A 19,479-nucleotide genomic window follows, 5' to 3' on the forward strand; every position below is an offset into this window, starting at 1 on the left:
TCGTCACAAGGATCCGAATCCGAGGCATGGATCGGTGGCGAAGAGGGCAGTATCACGGTGCGTTGAGGGCAGCGCCTTGTCGCAGGAGTTGAGAACAACGAGGGCCTCCGAGGGTCTCGAAAACCCGCACTGGACATCAGTGTGCCAAGTGGCTACACTGACCCTTTGCGCTGCCTGTTAGCTGTCCCCTGCCCGTCACCAGGGGCATGCCCTCGCTCGAGCACAGATGAACGGACCGTCTCTGACCCGGCCTTTTGGGGCCGTCTCAGGGGGCTCCGCCTCCGTGCACAGTGGGGGGCCGGTACGCGCGTAGTGAGTCCGAGCCCTCGGAAGGACCCCCTCTTGGCCGCCTCGCGCACTGCCTCGACCGCGAATACGAACAACGGCGCCAGCACCGCCCCGCTGCGCATCTCCTTTGCAAAGATCAAGGAGCCCCTCGAGGTTCCGAACCTTCTCGCGCTCCAGACCGAGAGCTTCGACTGGCTGCTCGGCAACGATGCCTGGAAGGCTCGCGTCGAGCAGGCTCTGGACAACGGTCAGGACGTCCCCACCAAGTCCGGTCTGGAGGAGATCTTCGAGGAGATCTCCCCGATCGAGGACTTCTCCGGGTCGATGTCGCTGACCTTCCGCGACCACCGCTTCGAGCCGCCGAAGAACGCCATCGACGAGTGCAAGGAGCGCGACTTCACGTACGCCGCCCCGCTCTTCGTCACGGCCGAGTTCACCAACAACGAGACCGGCGAGATCAAGTCCCAGACCGTCTTCATGGGCGACTTCCCGCTCATGACGAACAAGGGCACGTTCGTCATCAACGGCACCGAGCGTGTCGTGGTGTCGCAGCTGGTCCGTTCGCCCGGCGTGTACTTCGACTCCAGCATCGACAAGACGTCCGACAAGGACATCTTTTCCGCCAAGATCATCCCGTCCCGGGGTGCCTGGCTGGAGATGGAGATCGACAAGCGCGACATGGTCGGCGTCCGCGTCGACCGCAAGCGCAAGCAGTCCGTCACCGTCCTGCTCAAGGCGCTCGGCTGGACCACCGAGCAGATCCTCGAGGAGTTCGGCGAGTACGAGTCCATGCGCGCCACCCTGGAGAAGGACCACACCCAGGGCCAGGACGACGCGCTGCTCGACATCTACCGCAAGCTGCGTCCGGGCGAGCCCCCCACGCGTGAGGCCGCGCAGACGCTGCTCGAGAACCTCTACTTCAACCCCAAGCGCTACGACCTGGCCAAGGTCGGCCGCTACAAGGTCAACAAGAAGCTGGGCACGGACACGCAGCTCGACGCCGGTGTCCTGACCGTCGACGACATCATCGCGACGATCAAGTACCTGGTGAAGCTGCACGCCGGTGAGATCGAGACCGTCGGTGACAACGGCCAGCCGGTCGTCGTCGAGACCGACGACATCGACCACTTCGGCAACCGCCGCCTGCGCAGCGTCGGCGAGCTCATCCAGAACCAGGTCCGCACGGGCCTGGCCCGCATGGAGCGCGTCGTCCGCGAGCGCATGACCACGCAGGACGTCGAGGCGATCACGCCGCAGACCCTGATCAACATCCGGCCGGTCGTCGCCTCCATCAAGGAGTTCTTCGGCACCAGCCAGCTGTCCCAGTTCATGGACCAGAACAACCCGCTGTCCGGGCTGACGCACAAGCGTCGTCTGTCCGCGCTCGGCCCGGGTGGTCTCTCCCGTGAGCGGGCCGGCTTCGAGGTCCGTGACGTGCACCCCTCGCACTACGGCCGCATGTGCCCGATCGAGACGCCCGAAGGCCCGAACATCGGTCTGATCGGCTCGCTCGCCACCTACGGCCGGGTCAACGCGTTCGGTTTCGTCGAGACCCCGTACCGCAAGGTCTTCGAGGGCCAGGTCACCGACCAGGTGGACTACCTGACCGCCGACGAGGAGGACCGCTTCGTCCTCGCCCAGGCCAACGCGCCGCTCACCGACGACCTGCGCTTCGCCGAGGCCCGCGTCCTGGTCCGCCGCAAGGGCGGCGAGGTCGACTACGTCAGCCCCGAGGACGTCGACTACATGGACGTCTCGCCGCGCCAGATGGTGTCGGTCGCGACCGCCATGATCCCGTTCCTCGAGCACGACGACGCCAACCGTGCCCTCATGGGCGCGAACATGATGCGCCAGGCCGTGCCGCTCATCAAGAGCGAGTCCCCGCTCGTCGGCACCGGCATGGAGTACCGCTCCGCCGTCGACGCCGGCGACGTGGTCAAGGCCGAGAAGGCGGGTGTGGTCCAGGAGGTCTCCGCGGACTACATCACCACCGCCAACGACGACGGCACGTACATCACGTACCGCCTGCACAAGTTCGCCCGCTCCAACCAGGGCACCTCGGTCAACCAGAAGGTCATCGTCAACGAGGGCGACCGGATCATCGAGGGCCAGGTCCTGGCCGACGGTCCGGCCACCGAGAACGGCGAGATGGCGCTCGGCAAGAACCTGCTCGTCGCGTTCATGCCGTGGGAGGGCCACAACTACGAGGACGCGATCATCCTGTCGCAGCGCCTCGTGCAGGACGACGTCCTCTCCTCGATCCACATCGAGGAGCACGAGGTCGACGCCCGGGACACCAAGCTGGGCCCCGAGGAGATCACCCGGGACATCCCGAACGTCTCCGAGGAGGTCCTCGCCGACCTCGACGAGCGCGGCATCATCCGCATCGGTGCCGAGGTCATCGCCGGTGACATCCTCGTCGGCAAGGTCACGCCCAAGGGTGAGACCGAGCTGACCCCCGAGGAGCGCCTGCTGCGCGCGATCTTCGGCGAGAAGGCCCGTGAGGTCCGTGACACCTCGCTGAAGGTGCCGCACGGCGAGACCGGCAAGGTCATCGGCGTCCGCGTGTTCGACCGCGAGGAGGGCGACGAGCTTCCCCCCGGTGTGAACCAGCTGGTGCGCGTCTACGTCGCGCAGAAGCGCAAGATCACCGACGGTGACAAGCTCGCCGGCCGCCACGGCAACAAGGGCGTCATCTCCAAGATCCTGCCGATCGAGGACATGCCGTTCCTGGAGGACGGCACCCCGGTCGACATCATCCTCAACCCGCTCGGCGTCCCGTCCCGGATGAACCCGGGACAGGTCCTGGAGATCCACCTCGGCTGGCTCGCCAGCCGCGGCTGGGACGTCTCCGGCCTCGCCGAGGAGTGGGCGGAGCGGCTCCAGGCCATCGGCGCCGACCACGTCGCGCCCGGCACCAACGTCGCCACCCCCGTCTTCGACGGTGCGCGCGAGGACGAGCTCGCGGGTCTGCTGCAGCACACCATCCCCAACCGCGACGGCGAGCGCATGGTGCTCCCGTCCGGCAAGGCGAGGCTGTACGACGGCCGCTCCGGCGAGCCGTTCCCGGAGCCGATCTCCGTCGGCTTCATGTACATCCTCAAGCTGCACCACCTGGTCGACGACAAGCTGCACGCCCGCTCGACCGGTCCCTACTCGATGATCACCCAGCAGCCGCTGGGCGGTAAGGCTCAGTTCGGTGGCCAGCGGTTCGGCGAGATGGAGGTGTGGGCACTCGAGGCGTACGGCGCCGCCTACGCGCTCCAGGAGCTGCTGACCATCAAGTCCGACGACGTCACCGGCCGCGTGAAGGTCTACGAGGCCATCGTCAAGGGCGAGAACATCCCCGAGCCCGGCATCCCCGAGTCCTTCAAGGTGCTCATCAAGGAGATGCAGTCCCTGTGCCTGAACGTGGAGGTGCTGTCCAGCGACGGTATGTCCATCGAGATGCGTGACACCGACGAGGACGTCTTCCGCGCAGCGGAGGAGCTCGGCATCGACCTGTCGCGGCGCGAGCCGAGCAGCGTCGAAGAGGTCTGACGGGAGCCGCGGCACGGAGGTTCAGCGATGAGGATCCCTGAACCTCCGGCCGGCCCCAGGACCCCCGTTTCAGACCCCACGACTTACGACCCTGAGAGGGATTGACGCATAGTGCTCGACGTCAACTTCTTCGACGAGCTCCGGATCGGCCTGGCCACCGCTGACGACATCCGTCAGTGGAGCCACGGCGAGGTCAAGAAGCCCGAGACCATCAACTACCGCACCCTCAAGCCGGAGAAGGACGGACTCTTCTGCGAGAAGATCTTCGGTCCGACCCGGGACTGGGAGTGCTACTGCGGCAAGTACAAGCGCGTCCGCTTCAAGGGCATCATCTGTGAGCGCTGTGGCGTCGAGGTCACGCGCGCCAAGGTGCGCCGTGAGCGGATGGGCCACATCGAGCTCGCCGCGCCCGTCACGCATATCTGGTACTTCAAGGGTGTCCCGAGCCGGCTGGGCTACCTGCTCGACCTGGCTCCGAAGGACCTCGAGAAGGTCATCTACTTCGCCGCGTACATGATCACGTACGTGGACGAGGAGCGCCGCACCCGCGACCTGCCCTCGCTGGAGGCCCACGTCTCCGTCGAGCGCCAGCAGATCGAGAACCGCCGTGACGCCGACCTCGAGGCCCGCGCCAAGAAGCTCGAGACCGACCTGGCCGAGCTGGAGGCCGAGGGCGCCAAGGCCGACGTGCGCCGCAAGGTGCGCGAGGGTGCCGAGCGCGAGATGAAGCAGCTGCGCGACCGTGCGCAGCGCGAGATCGACCGCCTCGACGAGGTGTGGAACCGGTTCAAGAACCTCAAGGTCCAGGACCTCGAGGGCGACGAGCTGCTCTACCGCGAGCTGCGTGACCGCTTCGGCACGTACTTCGACGGCTCGATGGGTGCCGCGGCGCTGCAGAAGCGCCTGGAGTCCTTCGACCTCGACGAGGAGGCCGAGCGGCTCCGCGAGATCATCCGCACCGGCAAGGGCCAGAAGAAGACCCGTGCGCTCAAGCGCCTGAAGGTCGTCTCCGCGTTCCTGCAGACCTCCAACAGCCCCAAGGGCATGGTGCTGGACTGCGTGCCGGTCATCCCGCCGGACCTGCGTCCCATGGTGCAGCTGGACGGTGGCCGCTTCGCGACCTCCGACCTGAACGACCTGTACCGCCGTGTCATCAACCGCAACAACCGCCTGAAGCGGCTTCTCGACCTCGGCGCGCCCGAGATCATCGTGAACAACGAGAAGCGCATGCTCCAGGAGGCCGTGGACGCGCTCTTCGACAACGGCCGTCGTGGCCGCCCGGTGACGGGCCCCGGCAACCGTCCGCTGAAGTCGCTGTCCGACATGCTCAAGGGCAAGCAGGGCCGCTTCCGCCAGAACCTGCTCGGCAAGCGCGTGGACTACTCCGCGCGTTCCGTGATCGTCGTCGGTCCGCAGCTGAAGCTGCACCAGTGCGGTCTGCCGAAGGCGATGGCGCTGGAGCTGTTCAAGCCGTTCGTGATGAAGCGTCTGGTCGACCTGAACCACGCGCAGAACATCAAGTCGGCCAAGCGCATGGTCGAGCGCGGCCGCACGGTCGTGTACGACGTGCTGGAAGAGGTCATCGCGGAGCACCCGGTTCTGCTGAACCGTGCGCCCACGCTGCACCGCCTCGGCATCCAGGCCTTCGAGCCGCAGCTGGTCGAGGGCAAGGCCATTCAGATCCACCCGCTCGTGTGCACCGCGTTCAACGCGGACTTCGACGGTGACCAGATGGCCGTGCACCTGCCGCTGTCCGCGGAGGCGCAGGCCGAGGCCCGCATCCTGATGCTGTCCTCGAACAACATCCTCAAGCCGGCCGACGGCCGTCCGGTGACGATGCCGACCCAGGACATGGTCCTCGGTCTGTTCTTCCTCACCACCGACGGCGAGATGCGCGACCTCAAGGGCGAGGGCCGTTCCTTCTCCTCGGTCGCCGAGGCGATCATGGCCTTCGACGCGGGCGAGCTGTCGCTCCAGTCGAAGATCGACGTCCGCTTCCCGGTCGGCACCATCCCGCCGCGCGGCTGGACCCCGCCGGCCGGCGAGGACGGCGAGCCCGTCGGCGGCGCGGAGTGGCAGCAGGGCGACCCGTTCCGGCTGAACACCACGCTGGGCCGGGCGCTGTTCAACGAGCTGCTGCCCGAGGACTACCCGTTCGTCGACTACGAGGTCGGCAAGAAGCAGCTCTCCGAGATCGTCAACGACCTCGCCGAGCGCTACCCGAAGGTCATCGTGGCGGCGACGCTCGACAACCTGAAGGCGGCCGGCTTCTACTGGGCCACCCGTTCCGGTGTCACCGTCGCGATCTCCGACGTCGTCGTTCCCGAGGCGAAGAAGGAGATCGTCCACGGCTACGAGGCGCAGGACGAGAAGGTCCAGAAGCAGTACGAGCGCGGTCTGATCACCAAGGACGAGCGCACGCAGGAGCTCATCGCGATCTGGACCAAGGCGACCAACGAGGTCGCCGAGGCGATGAACGACAACTTCCCGAAGACCAACCCGATCTTCATGATGGTGAACTCGGGTGCACGAGGCAACATGATGCAGATGCGTCAGATCGCCGGTATGCGTGGTCTGGTGTCGAACGCGAAGAACGAGACGATCCCGCGTCCGATCAAGGCGTCGTTCCGTGAGGGCCTGTCCGTGCTGGAGTACTTCATCTCCACGCACGGTGCCCGTAAGGGTCTGGCGGACACCGCCCTGCGGACCGCCGACTCGGGTTACCTCACCCGTCGTCTGGTCGACGTCTCCCAGGACGTCATCATCCGCGAGGAGGACTGCGGCACCGACCGCGGCCTGAAGCTGCGGATCGCCGACCGCCTCCAGGACGGCTCGCTGCGCAAGACGGAGAACGTCGAGACCTCCGTGTACGCGCGCTGCCTCGCCGAGGACATCGTGGTCGACGGACAGGTGCTGGCCCCGGCCGGCACGGACCTGGGCGACGTGCTCATCGAGGAGCTCGTGGGCCGCGGTGTCGCGGAGGTCAAGACCCGCTCGGTCCTGACCTGCGAGTCCGCCGTCGGCACCTGCGCCATGTGCTACGGCCGCTCGCTGGCCACCGGCAAGCTGGTCGACATCGGTGAGGCGGTCGGCATCATCGCCGCCCAGTCCATCGGTGAGCCCGGCACCCAGCTGACGATGCGTACCTTCCACACCGGTGGTGTGGCCGGTGACGACATCACCCAGGGTCTGCCGCGTGTCGTCGAGCTCTTCGAGGCCCGTACCCCGAAGGGTGTCGCCCCGATCTCGGAGGCCTCCGGGCGCATCCGGATCGAGGAGACCGAGAAGACCAAGAAGATCGTCGTCACGCCGGACGACGGCAGCGACGAGACCGCCTACCCGATCTCGAAGCGTGCCCGTCTGCTGGTCGGCGAGGGCGACCACGTCGACGTGGGCCAGAAGCTCACGGTGGGTGCCACCAACCCGCACGACGTGCTGCGCATCCTGGGTCAGCGTGCCGTCCAGGTCCACCTGGTCGGCGAGGTCCAGAAGGTCTACAACTCGCAGGGTGTGTCGATCCACGACAAGCACATCGAGATCATCATCCGGCAGATGCTGCGCCGGGTGACGATCATCGAGTCGGGCGACGCGGAGCTGCTGCCCGGCGAGCTGGTCGAGCGCTCGAAGTTCGAGACCGAGAACCGTCGTGTGGTCCAGGAGGGCGGTCACCCGGCCTCCGGCCGTCCGCAGCTGATGGGTATCACCAAGGCCTCGCTGGCGACGGAGTCCTGGCTGTCGGCCGCCTCCTTCCAGGAGACGACCCGAGTCCTGACGGACGCGGCGATCAACGCCAAGTCCGACAGCCTCATCGGCCTCAAGGAGAACGTCATCATCGGTAAGCTCATCCCGGCCGGTACGGGCCTGTCCCGCTACCGCAACATCCGGGTCGAGCCGACCGAGGAGGCCAAGGCCGCGATGTACTCGGCCGTCGGCTACGACGACATCGACTACTCGCCGTTCGGCACCGGCTCCGGCCAGGCCGTTCCGCTGGAGGACTACGACTACGGTCCGTACAACCAGTAAGCGGGCAGTTCGGTCCGAGGGGCGGTCACTCCGTACGGGGTGGCCGCCCCTCGGCGTTGTCCGGGGCGCGCCGGCGTGTGCCGGCGTGTGCCGGAGCGGGCGAAAGGCACCGTGCGCCGGTGTGTTTCCGCTCACGCCCGAGGCTGCCGGAGCGGTGCCGGGAACCGTGCGGAGCATGGTTTCCGTCCGTAACAGTGCCGGAAACGTCCGCTCCAGCGCATCATGGAGGGACCCGGTGTCAACGGGGGAGATGGTGCTCGGTGTCGCATTCGCCGTATCCGCAGTGGCAGCCCTGGCAGCAGGGGCCCGGAGTTCCGCAGCCGTGGGCCGGCCAGGCCGGCTCCCCGATGCTGGCCTCGCACGCCGACCGGGAGCGTGCCATCGACGTGCTCCGCTCCGGCTACGGCGAGGGACGGCTGGAGAAGACCGAGTTCGACCGCCGTGTCGCGCGGGCCTACGCGGCCCGTACGGTGGGCGAGCTGGCCCTGCTGGTGGCCGACCTGCCCCAGGGCCCCGTTCCGCACGCACCGGCCCCCGTGGGGGTTCCTCCGGCCTTCCTCCCGTTGCCGCCCCGGACCCGCACCAACGGCAAGGCGGTGGCGGCGGCGGTCTGCGGCGGGCTGTGCCTGTTCACGGCCGGGCTCACCGGCATTCCGGCGATCATCCTGGGCCATTCGGCGCGCTCGGAGATCCGGCGCACCGGTGAGGAGGGCGACGGTTTCGCGATCGCCGGACTGGTGCTCGGCTGGCTGTCGACGGCCGGCTGGGTGCTGCTGTTCATGGTGTCGTTCGTGGTGGCGGCCGCCTCGGGCGGCTGACGGACCGGGCGCCGGGCTTGACGGCCCGGGCGTGACCCATTTGTTTTGACCGCAGCGAATGCGATAGGTACGCTCAGACCTTGTGCCTGGGGTGTGCCCTGGCCTTCGTGCGTGCCTTTCCACCGCATTGAGGGCTGTTGAACGGCCACCGCAATCTGCGCATTCTTTCTGCCTTGCGGCGGGAGTCCGCGTGATTCGACACACCCGACCGCGTGGGTCGGTGACGTTCCAGGTTAGCTGTACCCATCGGCACACAGAAACCGGAGAAGTAGTGCCTACGATCCAGCAGCTGGTCCGCAAGGGCCGGCAGGACAAGGTCGAGAAGAACAAGACGCCCGCACTCGAGGGTTCTCCCCAGCGTCGTGGCGTCTGCACGCGTGTGTTCACGACCACCCCGAAGAAGCCGAACTCGGCCCTGCGTAAGGTCGCGCGTGTGCGTCTGACCAGCGGCATCGAGGTCACGGCCTACATTCCGGGTGAGGGACACAACCTGCAGGAGCACTCCATCGTGCTCGTGCGCGGCGGCCGTGTGAAGGACCTGCCGGGTGTTCGTTACAAGATCATCCGCGGTTCGCTCGACACCCAGGGTGTCAAGAACCGCAAGCAGGCTCGCAGCCGTTACGGCGCCAAGAAGGAGAAGTAAGAATGCCTCGTAAGGGCCCCGCCCCGAAGCGCCCGGTCATCATCGACCCGGTCTACGGTTCTCCTCTGGTGACCTCCCTGATCAACAAGGTGCTGCTGAACGGCAAGCGCTCCACCGCCGAGCGCATTGTCTACGGCGCCATGGAGGGCCTGCGCGAGAAGACCGGCAATGACCCGGTCATCACGCTGAAGCGCGCTCTCGAGAACATCAAGCCGACCCTCGAGGTCAAGTCCCGCCGTGTCGGTGGCGCCACCTACCAGGTGCCGGTCGAGGTCAAGCCCGGCCGTGCCAACACCCTGGCGCTGCGCTGGCTGGTCGGTTACTCCCGCGCCCGTCGCGAGAAGACCATGACCGAGCGTCTGCTGAACGAGCTCCTCGACGCCTCCAACGGCCTGGGTGCCGCTGTGAAGAAGCGCGAGGACACGCACAAGATGGCCGAGTCCAACAAGGCCTTCGCCCACTACCGCTGGTAGTCGAAACCCCCTTCGAAACCGAGAGAAGACTGAAGCCTTATGGCTACCACTTCGCTTGACCTGGCCAAGGTCCGCAACATCGGGATCATGGCCCACATCGACGCGGGCAAGACGACCACCACCGAGCGGATCCTGTTCTACACGGGCGTCTCCTACAAGATCGGTGAGACGCACGAGGGCTCCGCGACCATGGACTGGATGGAGCAGGAGCAGGAGCGTGGCATCACGATCACCTCTGCTGCGACCACCTGTCACTGGCCGCTTGAGAACATCGACCACACCATCAACATCATCGACACCCCGGGCCACGTCGACTTCACCGTCGAGGTGGAGCGCTCGCTGCGCGTCCTCGACGGTGCCGTCACGGTGTTCGACGGCGTAGCCGGTGTCGAGCCGCAGTCCGAGACGGTGTGGCGTCAGGCGGACCGCTACGGCGTTCCGCGTATCTGCTTCGTGAACAAGCTGGACCGCACCGGTGCCGAGTTCCACCGCTGCGTCGACATGATCTCCGACCGCCTGGGTGCGCAGCCGCTGGTCATGCAGCTGCCGATCGGCGCCGAGTCCGACTTCCGCGGTGTCGTCGACCTCGTGACGATGAAGGCCTTCGTCTGGTCCGCCGAGGCGACCAAGGGCGAGATGTACGACACCGTCGACATCCCGGCCACGCACACCGAGGCCGCCGAGGAGTGGCGCGGCAAGCTGCTCGAGGCCGTCGCGGAGAACGACGAAGAGCTGATGGAGCTGTACCTGGAGGGCACCGAGCCCACCGCGGAGCAGCTCTACGCGGCCATCCGTCGGATCACCATCGCGTCCGGCAAGGGCGGCGGCACCACCGTCACCCCCGTGTTCTGCGGCACCGCGTTCAAGAACAAGGGCGTGCAGCCCCTGCTCGACGCGGTCGTGCGCTACCTGCCCTCCCCGCTCGACGTCGAGGCCATCGAGGGCCACGACGTCAAGGACGCGGAGAAGGTCATCGAGCGCAAGCCGTCGGACGACGAGCCCCTCGCCGCCCTCGCGTTCAAGATCATGAGCGACCCGCACCTCGGCAAGCTCACCTTCGTCCGCGTGTACTCCGGCCGTCTGGAGTCCGGCACCCAGGTGCTGAACTCCGTGAAGGGCAAGAAGGAGCGCATCGGCAAGATCTACCGCATGCACGCCAACAAGCGTGAGGAGATCGAGTCGGTGGGCGCCGGTGACATCGTCGCCGTCATGGGCCTGAAGCAGACCACCACCGGTGAGACGCTGTCCGACGACAAGAACCCGGTGATCCTGGAGTCCATGGACTTCCCGGCCCCGGTCATCCAGGTCGCCATCGAGCCCAAGTCGAAGGGCGACCAGGAGAAGCTCGGCGTCGCGATCCAGCGCCTGGCCGAGGAGGACCCGTCCTTCCAGGTTCACTCGGACGAGGAGACCGGCCAGACCATCATCGGCGGTATGGGCGAGCTGCACCTCGAGGTGCTGGTCGACCGCATGCGCCGTGAGTTCAAGGTCGAGGCCAACGTCGGCAAGCCGCAGGTCGCGTACCGCGAGACCATCCGCAAGTCGGTCGAGAAGGTCGAGTTCACCCACAAGAAGCAGACGGGTGGTACCGGCCAGTTCGCCCGCGTCATCATCGCGATCGAGCCGATCGAGGGCGGCGACGCCTCGTACGAGTTCGTCAACAAGGTGACCGGTGGCCGCGTGCCGAAGGAGTACATCCCTTCGGTCGACGCCGGTGCGCAGGAGGCCATGCAGTTCGGCATCCTCGCCGGCTACGAGATGACCGGTGTCCGCGTGACGCTGCTCGACGGTGCCTACCACGAGGTCGACTCCTCCGAGCTCGCGTTCAAGATCGCCGGTTCGCAGGCCTTCAAGGAGGCCGCGCGCAAGGCCAGCCCCGTGCTCCTCGAGCCGATGATGGCCGTCGAGGTCACCACGCCCGAGGACTACATGGGCGAGGTCATCGGCGACATCAACTCCCGCCGTGGTCAGATCCAGGCCATGGAGGAGCGGGCCGGTGCCCGCGTCGTGAAGGGCCTCGTGCCCCTGTCGGAGATGTTCGGCTACGTCGGAGACCTCCGCAGCAAGACGTCGGGTCGCGCAAGCTACTCGATGCAGTTCGACTCCTACGCCGAGGTTCCGCGGAACGTCGCCGAGGAGATCATCGCGAAGGCCAAGGGCGAGTGACGGGCTCCGTTTAACGGACACCGTCCCCACGCTTTAGGCTTGACCCCGGAGCTTGCAGGTGGACGTCCCGCCGCCATCGTGGCGGGACGTCCCGGGCCCGGGTTTCCCAGCACAGATCACCTGGCGCCGATGAAGTAAGGCGTACAGAACCACTCCACAGGAGGACCCCAGTGGCGAAGGCGAAGTTCGAGCGGACTAAGCCGCACGTCAACATCGGCACCATCGGTCACATCGACCACGGTAAGACGACCCTCACGGCCGCCATTACCAAGGTGCTGCACGACGCGTACCCCGACCTGAACGAGGCCTCGGCCTTCGACATGATCGACAAGGCGCCGGAAGAGCGCCAGCGTGGTATCACGATCTCGATCTCGCACGTCGAGTACCAGACCGAGTCGCGTCACTACGCCCACGTCGACTGCCCCGGTCACGCGGACTACATCAAGAACATGATCACCGGTGCCGCCCAGATGGACGGCGCGATCCTCGTGGTCGCCGCGACCGACGGCCCGATGCCGCAGACCAAGGAGCACGTGCTCCTGGCCCGCCAGGTCGGCGTTCCGTACATCGTGGTCGCCCTGAACAAGGCCGACATGGTGGACGACGAGGAGATCCTGGAGCTCGTCGAGCTCGAGGTGCGCGAGCTCCTCTCCGAGTACGAGTTCCCGGGTGACGAGGTTCCGGTCATCAAGGTCTCGGCTCTGAAGGCCCTCGAGGGCGACAAGGAGTGGGGCAACTCGGTCCTCGAGCTCATGAAGGCCGTGGACGAGTCCATCCCCGAGCCCGAGCGTGACGTCGACAAGCCGTTCCTGATGCCGATCGAGGACGTCTTCACCATCACCGGTCGCGGTACGGTCGTCACCGGCCGCATCGAGCGTGGTGTCCTCAAGGTCAACGAGACCGTCGACATCATCGGCATCAAGCCGGAGAAGACCACCACCACGGTCACCGGCATCGAGATGTTCCGCAAGCTGCTCGACGAGGGCCAGGCCGGTGAGAACGTCGGTCTGCTGCTCCGCGGCATCAAGCGCGAGGACGTCGAGCGCGGCCAGGTCATCATCAAGCCGGGCTCGGTCACCCCGCACACCGAGTTCGAGGCCCAGGCCTACATCCTGTCGAAGGACGAGGGTGGCCGTCACACCCCGTTCTTCAACAACTACCGCCCGCAGTTCTACTTCCGCACGACGGACGTGACCGGCGTCGTGACCCTCCCCGAGGGCACCGAGATGGTCATGCCGGGTGACAACACCGAGATGAAGGTGGAGCTCATCCAGCCCGTCGCCATGGAAGAGGGCCTGAAGTTCGCCATCCGTGAGGGTGGCCGGACCGTGGGCGCCGGCCAGGTCACCAAGATCAACAAGTGAGCTTGCTGATCTGACCTGGTAGCTCCTGCTGCGAGCACCTGGGAGGGCCCGCACGACTTCGGTCGTGCGGGCCCTCCTGCGTCGTGACGTCAGCTCCCTGCTCCGCGGACCACTCGTTCGCGGGACAGATGGCGCATCTGCGCGAGGCATACCCGTCGGCGTCCATAGTTTTGCGCCATGGTCAGCTCATCCCATGAGGCCCTGCACCGGATCTTCCAGCAGGAACCGGGCCTCTTCGCACGCGCCGCCAGGCATCTCGGCGTCGCCTTCCCTCCGCCCGTGTCCGCGTCCGAACTCTCCACCGACCTCACGGAGACGCGGCCGTTGGAGCGTCGGGTGGACACCTTGCTGCGTATGGAGACCGAGGACGGCAGTTTCGTGCTGGCGGTCGAGTCGCAGAGCGCGCCCAGCGTGGACAAGCCGGCCAGTTGGGCCTACTACCTCTCCCACGTGTACGCCAAGTACGGCATCCCACCGGTGCTGCTCGTGGTCTGCCCCGACCGGAAGACGGCTGCCTGGGCTGCCCAGCAGTTCGACATCGGCCCCCGTCAGTGGCCCTCCCTCACCCTGCGGCCGCTGGTCCTGGGGCCCAATGACGTGCCGGTGATCGACAGCCCCGACGAAGCCGCCCGGGACATTCCGCTCACGATCCTCTCGGCCGCTCTTCACCGTTGCGAACCGGAAGCCGATGCCATACTGAACGCGTTGGCAAAGGCGCTGAAAAGCCTGTCGGCCGACGACGAGACCACCGCCGGCACCTTCATCGAACTCACGGAACAAGGCCTCGGTACGTCCCGGGCCGCGGATCTCTGGAGGCATCTCATGGCCGTCGACCTCTCCTTCTTCCAGTCGCAGACTGCGCAGAAGCTCCGACAGGAGGGTCGCGAGGAGGGTCGTGAGGAAGGTCGGGCCGAGGGGCAGGCGAACGCGCTCCTTCTGCTGCTGCGCCATCGGGGCGTCGAGGTGACCGAGGGGGACCGGGAGCGCATCGAGAGCTGTGATGACCTCGAGGTGCTGGATCTCTGGCTCACCCGGGCCATCGGTGCCACTTCGATGTCGGAGGTCTTCGCAGCAGCCGGGGAGGTGTCGGGAAGCGCTGACTGACAGGGCGTTCTGCACGGCCGTACGGCTCCGGGGGCGTCGCACCGGGCGGTGGAGGGGCGGTGGGCGACGGCGGGGAGCAGCCCGAGGACCGCGTCGGCTGCACGGACGAACAATGCCTCGGCTCGACCCGGGCCGCGGATCTCTGGAGGCATCTCATGGCCGTCGACCTCTCCTTCTTCCAGTCGCAGACTGCGCAGAAGCTCCGGGAGGAGGGCCGGGCCGAGGGGCAGGCGAACGCGCTTCTCCTGCTCCTGCACCACCGGGGCGTCGAAGTCACCGAGGGGGACCGGGAGCGCATCGAGAGCTGTGACGACCTCGACGTGCTGGATCTCTGGCTCACCCGGGCCATCGCCGCCACCTCGATGACGGAGGTCTTCGCACCGGCCGGGGAGACGTCGGGAACCGCTGACTGACGAACACGTTCTGCACGGCCGACCGGCCCCGGGCGCGTCGTCAGGGCGCGCCCTGGGCCGGTCGGTTCCCCCGTCGGAATGGTCAGCCGGTGCTCACACGCGTTGCCACAGGGCCGGGACGTTCGGGGGCTCCCAGCCGGGCTGGGCCTGGTGGCCCTGGAGGCAGCGGTAGGTGGCGCCGCCGTGGGTGACCGTGTCGCCGGCCTGGTAGACGGTGCCCGCGGACCAGGTGCCGCCCGGCTCCTCCCCGCCCGGGGGCGGTTCCTCGTCGCCGCCGGTCGTCTTCAGGGTGAGGCCGTAGTTCTGCAGGAGCGGGTTGAGCGGCTGGAAGTACGTGGTGCCGCCGCTGCTGCAGTTGCCCGAGCCGCCCGAGGTGACGCCCTGGGCCTGGCTGCCGGAGATGTAGGAGCCGCCGGAGTCGCCGGGCTCGGCGCAGACCGAGGTGCGGGTGACGCCGGTGATGGTGCCCTCGGGGTAGGTCACGCTGGTGTTCAGCTGCTGGATGACGCCGCAGTGCCAGCCGGTGGTGGAGCCGGAGCGGCAGACGGAGGAGCCGACCGGGGCCTGGGTGGAGCCGGTGACCTGGACGTTCTGGCCGCCCGCGCCCTTCACGTACGGCGTGGCCGTCCAGCTGCTGTTGGTGGCGACCCAGGCCATGTCGCGGCCCGGGAAGACGGAGCCCTGGAAGGTGCCCTGGGCGACGCGGTTGTGGCCGCTGGTGGCGGCGCCGGCCCGGCCGCAGTGGCCGGCGGTGGCGTAGCCCTGCTGGGTGCCCTTGGTGACGGGGAAGCCGATGGAGCAGCGGCCGCTGTTGTTGATGTAGTACGCCTCGCCGCCGCGCAGGTCGTACAGCGGGCGGGGCTGCTCGGCGGACTTCTCCACGCGGGCGAGGGAGGCCCCGATGCCGGCCGCGGAGAGCAGGGAGCGGGCGGCGGACGGGCGGGCGGCCTGCACGACGACCTGGTTGCTGCGGACGTCGACGTACCAGACGGGCGCCCCGGTGGTGTCGTGGCCGGCGGCCGCCTTGTCGAGGCGGACCTTGGCGGCGTCGAGCTCGGCGAGGGAGTGGCGGACGACGGTGGCTTCGGCGCCCCGTGCCTCGATGGCCGCCACGTCGCGGGTGTCCGTGGTCGCCACGGTCAGGGTGCCGGAGTCGGCGCCGGACACCCAGGCCCCCGCGAAGTCGGTGCCGAGGGCCAGGCTCAGCCGGCCCGCGGTGGCTCCGGCCTCGGCCTCGTTCGCCAGCCGCCGTTCCGCCTGCTTCCGGTCGATGCCGAGGTCGCGTTCCATGGACTTCAGCAGGGCGGGCGGGGCGGCGTCGGTGCGCTGGGTGTCCGCGGCCGAGGGCGCGCCGTCGGACCGGGCGTCGGGGGCGGTGCCCGCGTTCGCCGAGCCGCTGAGCCCGGCCACGAGCAGGGCGGCCGTCGCGGCCAGTGCGGCGCCCGCGGCACCGGCCCGGGGGTGTCGTCTGAGCAGGGAGGACATGGGGCATCTCCTCGGTGTGTCGGGTGGGGAGGTGCCGAAACCGTAGGGAGGGTCAACAGGCCGCCGTAAGACGTCGGTCGACCCTCTGCACGGTGTTATGGGAGGGCCGGGGGCGCCGGGTCGCGGCGGGCGGAGAGCCAGGCGGTGTAGCTGTCGCTGCGGGCCGCCACCCCCGCGTGCGCCATGCGCGCCTGGGCCAGGACGGTCGTGGCGAGGGCGTCCCGCTGGGTCACCGTGTGCCAGCCCAGGAGGTGCCGCCAGGTCAGCGGAGTGCCGGTGAGCGGGCGGGTGATCACACCGGGTGTGGTGGGGAAGGTGGCCCGGCAGGTGCCGACCGCCCGGCCCACCTGGACGAGGTGGACCAGGGCCGCCGTGTCCGTCTCGTACATACGCCGGGGGGTGAACCCGGCGCGGGCGCAGGCGGCGGTGAAGCAGTCCCCGAAACAGCCGTCGCCGGGCACGCAGGCCCACTCCGCGTCGGCCAGCTCGGCCAGGTCCAGCTCCGCGCGGCCGGCGAGCGGATGACCGGCGGCGAGCATCACGAACACCGGGTCGACGGCGACCTCCCGCCACACCAGGCCCGCTGCGCCGGGCGGGGCCGCGGAGCCGCAGGTCCCGGCGAGCGCGAAGTCCAGGCGACCCTCGGCCAGCAGCCGGGCCAGCTCCCGTTCGGACCAGGAGGTGCAGGTGCTGACCCGGGCGTCGGGCACCGCGTCGGCCAGCCGGTCCACCAGGGCGCCCAGCAGGGGGCCGTGGGTGCCACCCAGCCGGAGGAGGGCGGCCGTACGGGGTGCGCGGGCGAACCGCGCCGCCTCCTGCTGGAGTTCGGTCACTGCGGGCAGCACGACCCGGGTGCGTTCCAGCACGAGTTCGCCGAGTGCCGTGACCCGCACCCCGTGCCGGCCGCGCTCGAACAGCGCACCGCCCAAAGCCCGTTCGATCCGCTTGAGCTGTGCGCTCAACGCGGGCACCGCCAGCCCCAGTTCGGTCGCGGCCCGGGTGAGGCTGCCCGCGTCCGCGATCGCCCTGATCGTCTTCAGATGCCGCAACTCCAGCTCCATGAGGGGAGCTTGCGACGTGGCGGGGCCGGGGGCAAGGGGTTGGTACGTACCAGAATCGGGGAAGGGGTGCCGTCCCGTCGGAAGCGCCGGGCCGGCGCCGGGAGCGGCCGGCTCAGGGGTTCCGGTCGCCGGGCGGCGCGAGCAGCAGCCGGAGCTCGCGCACCCCGCCGGTCTCCAGCTCGGCCAGGGATGCGGTCATGGCGTCGAGGAAGACCACGCGGCCGTCGTTGTGGTGCCCATAGACGAGGTGACCGCTGATCTCCTGGCCGCCGAGTTCGCGCCGGACCCAGACCAGGCCCCGGGCGTCCGGCCCGGCTCCGCTGAGCGCGCGGACGACGTCGTCCCAGTCGTCGGCCGGGGTCTCCCGGAACCCCGGGAAGTAACGCCGGACGAGCCTCCCCCACCAGCCCGGGGCCTCGTGGCCGGGAGCCCACGGCAGCGGACTGGCCTCGGTTCCGTCGATCCGGTGGTGCAGGGCCACCGTCCGGCCGCGGATGTTGAGCCGCTTGGGCTGGGACACCAGCCGGTCGGCGAGTACCCAGGCAGGTGCGGAATCGAGGTCGGCGAGCGGGGCGCTGGGGGAGGGGTGGAAGGGGAGCCCGTTGTACCGGTGGACGACGACCGACGCCGCCAGCATGGGCGTGCGGGGGAAGCCGGGCTGCGTCACGGACCGGCAGGCGAGCAGCCAGGCCGCCGGGGTCTCGTGCACGGGGTCGGGGGCGCTCAGCTCGACCAGACCGCCGTACGTCTGCCGGAGCCATTCGGTGGCCAGCCGCGCGGGCCGGTTCACGCGCGGCGCCCCGGCGCGGTCCCGCGCCCCGGGCCGCCCCAGCGGGCGTGGGTGTGGCCCGCGTCCCACGGGGCGACCAGCGGCCGCACACGGTCCCCGTACTCCAGGGCGCGCACCCAGTCGGCGGGCCAGGCCGGTCCGCCGACCGAGGCCCCGGCGAGCGCTCCGGCCAGGGCCGCGACGGAATCGGAGTCGCCGGAGGAGAACGCGGCCCGCTGGACGACGGCGACGGGCTCCTCGGGGAAGAGCAGGAAGCAGTAGACGGCGGCCGCCAGCGCCTCCTCGGCGATCCAGCCGGCACCGGCCACCTCGCACGGGTCGCGCTCCGGGTCCGGCTGGTCGAGGGCGGCGGCGACCGTGTCCAGCGCCGCCAGGGTCTCGTCCCAGCCGTGGGCGATGAACGCGGCGGGATCGGAGGCGCCGGCCCGTTGGGCCAGGTCACCGAGCCAGTCGCCGTGGTAGGTCCGGCGTGCCGACCGGCCGTAGTGGCGCAGGCGCGGCAACAGCTCCGACGGGTGGCAGTTGTGGGCGAGCAGCCACACCGCGTGCGCCGTCAGGTCGCTGGCGGCCAGCGCGGTGGGGTGGCCGTGGGTGAGCGCCGCCTGCAACTGGGCCGTTCCGGCCCGCTGTTCGGCCGTCAGACCGGGCAGCAGGGCGACGGGCGCGACCCGCATGTTGGCCCCGCACCCCTTGGAGGGCAGCACGGTGGCCTCCTGCCACGGCACGCCGCGTTCGAGGGCCGCACAGGCGTCGAGACAGGTCCGGCCCGGGGCCCGGTTGTTGTCGGGGGAGCGCAGCCAGGCCACGAAGTGCTTGCGCAGGGCCGGTTCGACCGTCGCCGCCGTCACGGCGGAGACGCCGTCCAGCGAGGCTTCCGCGAGGGCCTCGATCACCGCCAGCGTCATCTGGGTGTCGTCCGACACCCGGGCCACCCCGTCCTGCACGGGCAGCTCCAGCTGCCGCCAGGAGCCGTAGCGCCGGGTGAGTGCCGCGAGGTCGAGGAACTCGGTCGGATAGCCCAGGGCGTCGCCGATGGCGAGGCCGTGGATCGAGGCCACCGCTCCGCCCTTGATGGTGTCCTGGCGCCACTTCCGTCCCGTGAGGTGGTCGAGGACGGCGATGCTCTCGGCTTCGGCGAGGGAGCCGGCGACGATGTGGGAACCGCCCGCGGAGGACGGGTTCCTCAGCATCTCCTCCAGCGCGTGGGTGGGCCGTTCGCCGCGTTCTTTCGCGCGGTGCAGGTGGAACACCCATGCGCCGGCCATGTTCGATTCGGCGGGGGTCGCCGTGCTGTGCAACACCACGCTTGCG

The 19,479-nt window shown here is 68.9% G+C and carries 13 protein-coding genes; 9 read left to right on the forward strand and 4 right to left on the reverse strand.

Features of this window, described 5'->3' with window-relative positions:
• Positions 1-342 precede the first annotated feature (342 nt).
• The 9 genes from rpoB to G3I53_RS29395 all read left to right on the forward strand — a co-directional run bounded on the left by rpoB (position 343) and on the right by G3I53_RS29395 (position 14,832).
• The gene (rpoB, locus tag G3I53_RS29355) at positions 343-3,828 is read left to right on the forward strand and encodes a DNA-directed RNA polymerase subunit beta (RefSeq protein ID WP_164334172.1); all 3,486 of its coding nucleotides are present in this window, start codon (positions 343-345) and stop codon (positions 3,826-3,828) included.
• Between the two features lie 111 nt (positions 3,829-3,939).
• Positions 3,940-7,851, forward strand: a complete 3,912-nt coding sequence (locus G3I53_RS29360) for a DNA-directed RNA polymerase subunit beta' (protein WP_164334171.1) — start codon at positions 3,940-3,942, stop codon at positions 7,849-7,851.
• 260 nt (positions 7,852-8,111) lie between these two features.
• Positions 8,112-8,669 carry a DUF1707 and DUF4190 domain-containing protein gene (locus tag G3I53_RS29365; RefSeq protein WP_343240708.1) on the forward strand — a complete coding sequence of 186 codons (558 nt, stop codon included), beginning with the start codon at positions 8,112-8,114 and terminating at the stop codon, positions 8,667-8,669.
• Between the two features lie 271 nt (positions 8,670-8,940).
• On the forward strand, positions 8,941-9,312 hold the full coding sequence (rpsL, locus tag G3I53_RS29370) for a 30S ribosomal protein S12 (protein WP_003948652.1): 372 nt from the start codon (positions 8,941-8,943) through the stop codon (positions 9,310-9,312).
• A gap of 2 nt (positions 9,313-9,314) precedes the next feature.
• Positions 9,315-9,785, forward strand: coding sequence for a 30S ribosomal protein S7 (gene rpsG, locus G3I53_RS29375; RefSeq protein ID WP_003998848.1), 471 nt, complete (start codon positions 9,315-9,317; stop codon positions 9,783-9,785).
• A 39-nt stretch (positions 9,786-9,824) separates the two neighbouring features.
• The gene (fusA, locus tag G3I53_RS29380; protein WP_164334170.1) at positions 9,825-11,951 is read left to right on the forward strand and encodes an elongation factor G; all 2,127 of its coding nucleotides are present in this window, start codon (positions 9,825-9,827) and stop codon (positions 11,949-11,951) included.
• A gap of 170 nt (positions 11,952-12,121) precedes the next feature.
• Positions 12,122-13,315, forward strand: a complete 1,194-nt coding sequence (gene tuf, locus G3I53_RS29385; RefSeq protein WP_164334169.1) for an elongation factor Tu — start codon at positions 12,122-12,124, stop codon at positions 13,313-13,315.
• Positions 13,316-13,492: 177 nt separating this feature from the next.
• Positions 13,493-14,419, forward strand: coding sequence for a hypothetical protein (locus G3I53_RS29390; RefSeq protein ID WP_164334168.1), 927 nt, complete (start codon positions 13,493-13,495; stop codon positions 14,417-14,419).
• A 59-nt stretch (positions 14,420-14,478) separates the two neighbouring features.
• Positions 14,479-14,832: a hypothetical protein gene (locus G3I53_RS29395; RefSeq protein ID WP_239064180.1), complete on the forward strand. Its 354-nt coding sequence runs from the start codon at positions 14,479-14,481 to the stop codon at positions 14,830-14,832.
• A gap of 93 nt (positions 14,833-14,925) precedes the next feature.
• On the opposite strand, the gene G3I53_RS29400 is transcribed toward G3I53_RS29395, so the two are convergent.
• The 4 genes from G3I53_RS29400 to G3I53_RS29415 form a co-directional block, all read right to left on the reverse strand.
• The gene (locus tag G3I53_RS29400) at positions 14,926-16,317 is read right to left on the reverse strand and encodes a carbohydrate-binding protein (protein WP_164438950.1); all 1,392 of its coding nucleotides are present in this window, start codon (positions 16,315-16,317) and stop codon (positions 14,926-14,928) included.
• A 95-nt stretch (positions 16,318-16,412) separates the two neighbouring features.
• Complete coding sequence (locus tag G3I53_RS29405; protein WP_164334724.1) at positions 16,413-17,378, reverse strand: LysR family transcriptional regulator; 966 nt, start codon at positions 17,376-17,378, stop codon at positions 16,413-16,415.
• 112 nt (positions 17,379-17,490) lie between these two features.
• On the reverse strand, positions 17,491-18,168 hold the full coding sequence (locus tag G3I53_RS29410) for a toxin glutamine deamidase domain-containing protein (RefSeq protein WP_164334726.1): 678 nt from the start codon (positions 18,166-18,168) through the stop codon (positions 17,491-17,493).
• Positions 18,165-19,241, reverse strand: coding sequence for an ADP-ribosylglycohydrolase family protein (locus tag G3I53_RS29415; RefSeq protein WP_343240711.1), 1,077 nt, complete (start codon positions 19,239-19,241; stop codon positions 18,165-18,167). The genes G3I53_RS29410 and G3I53_RS29415 overlap by 4 nt, the downstream gene beginning before the upstream one ends.
• Positions 19,242-19,479 lie beyond the last annotated feature (238 nt).

The organism is Streptomyces sp. SID14436, assembly GCF_010548465.1.
Lineage (GTDB): Bacteria > Actinomycetota > Actinomycetes > Streptomycetales > Streptomycetaceae > Streptomyces.

Bases quoted from the DNA above. Each gene is read 5' to 3' on its own strand.
- fusA (WP_164334170.1), top strand. From the start codon at position 9,825: ATGGCTACCACTTCGCTTGACCTGGCCAAGGTCCGCAACATCGGGATC.
- G3I53_RS29390 (WP_164334168.1), top strand. From the start codon at position 13,493: ATGGTCAGCTCATCCCATGAGGCCCTGCACCGGATCTTCCAGCAGGAA.
- G3I53_RS29405 (WP_164334724.1), bottom strand. From the start codon at position 17,378: ATGGAGCTGGAGTTGCGGCATCTGAAGACGATCAGGGCGATCGCGGAC.
- G3I53_RS29400 (WP_164438950.1), bottom strand. From the start codon at position 16,317: ATGTCCTCCCTGCTCAGACGACACCCCCGGGCCGGTGCCGCGGGCGCC.
- rpsG (WP_003998848.1), top strand. From the start codon at position 9,315: ATGCCTCGTAAGGGCCCCGCCCCGAAGCGCCCGGTCATCATCGACCCG.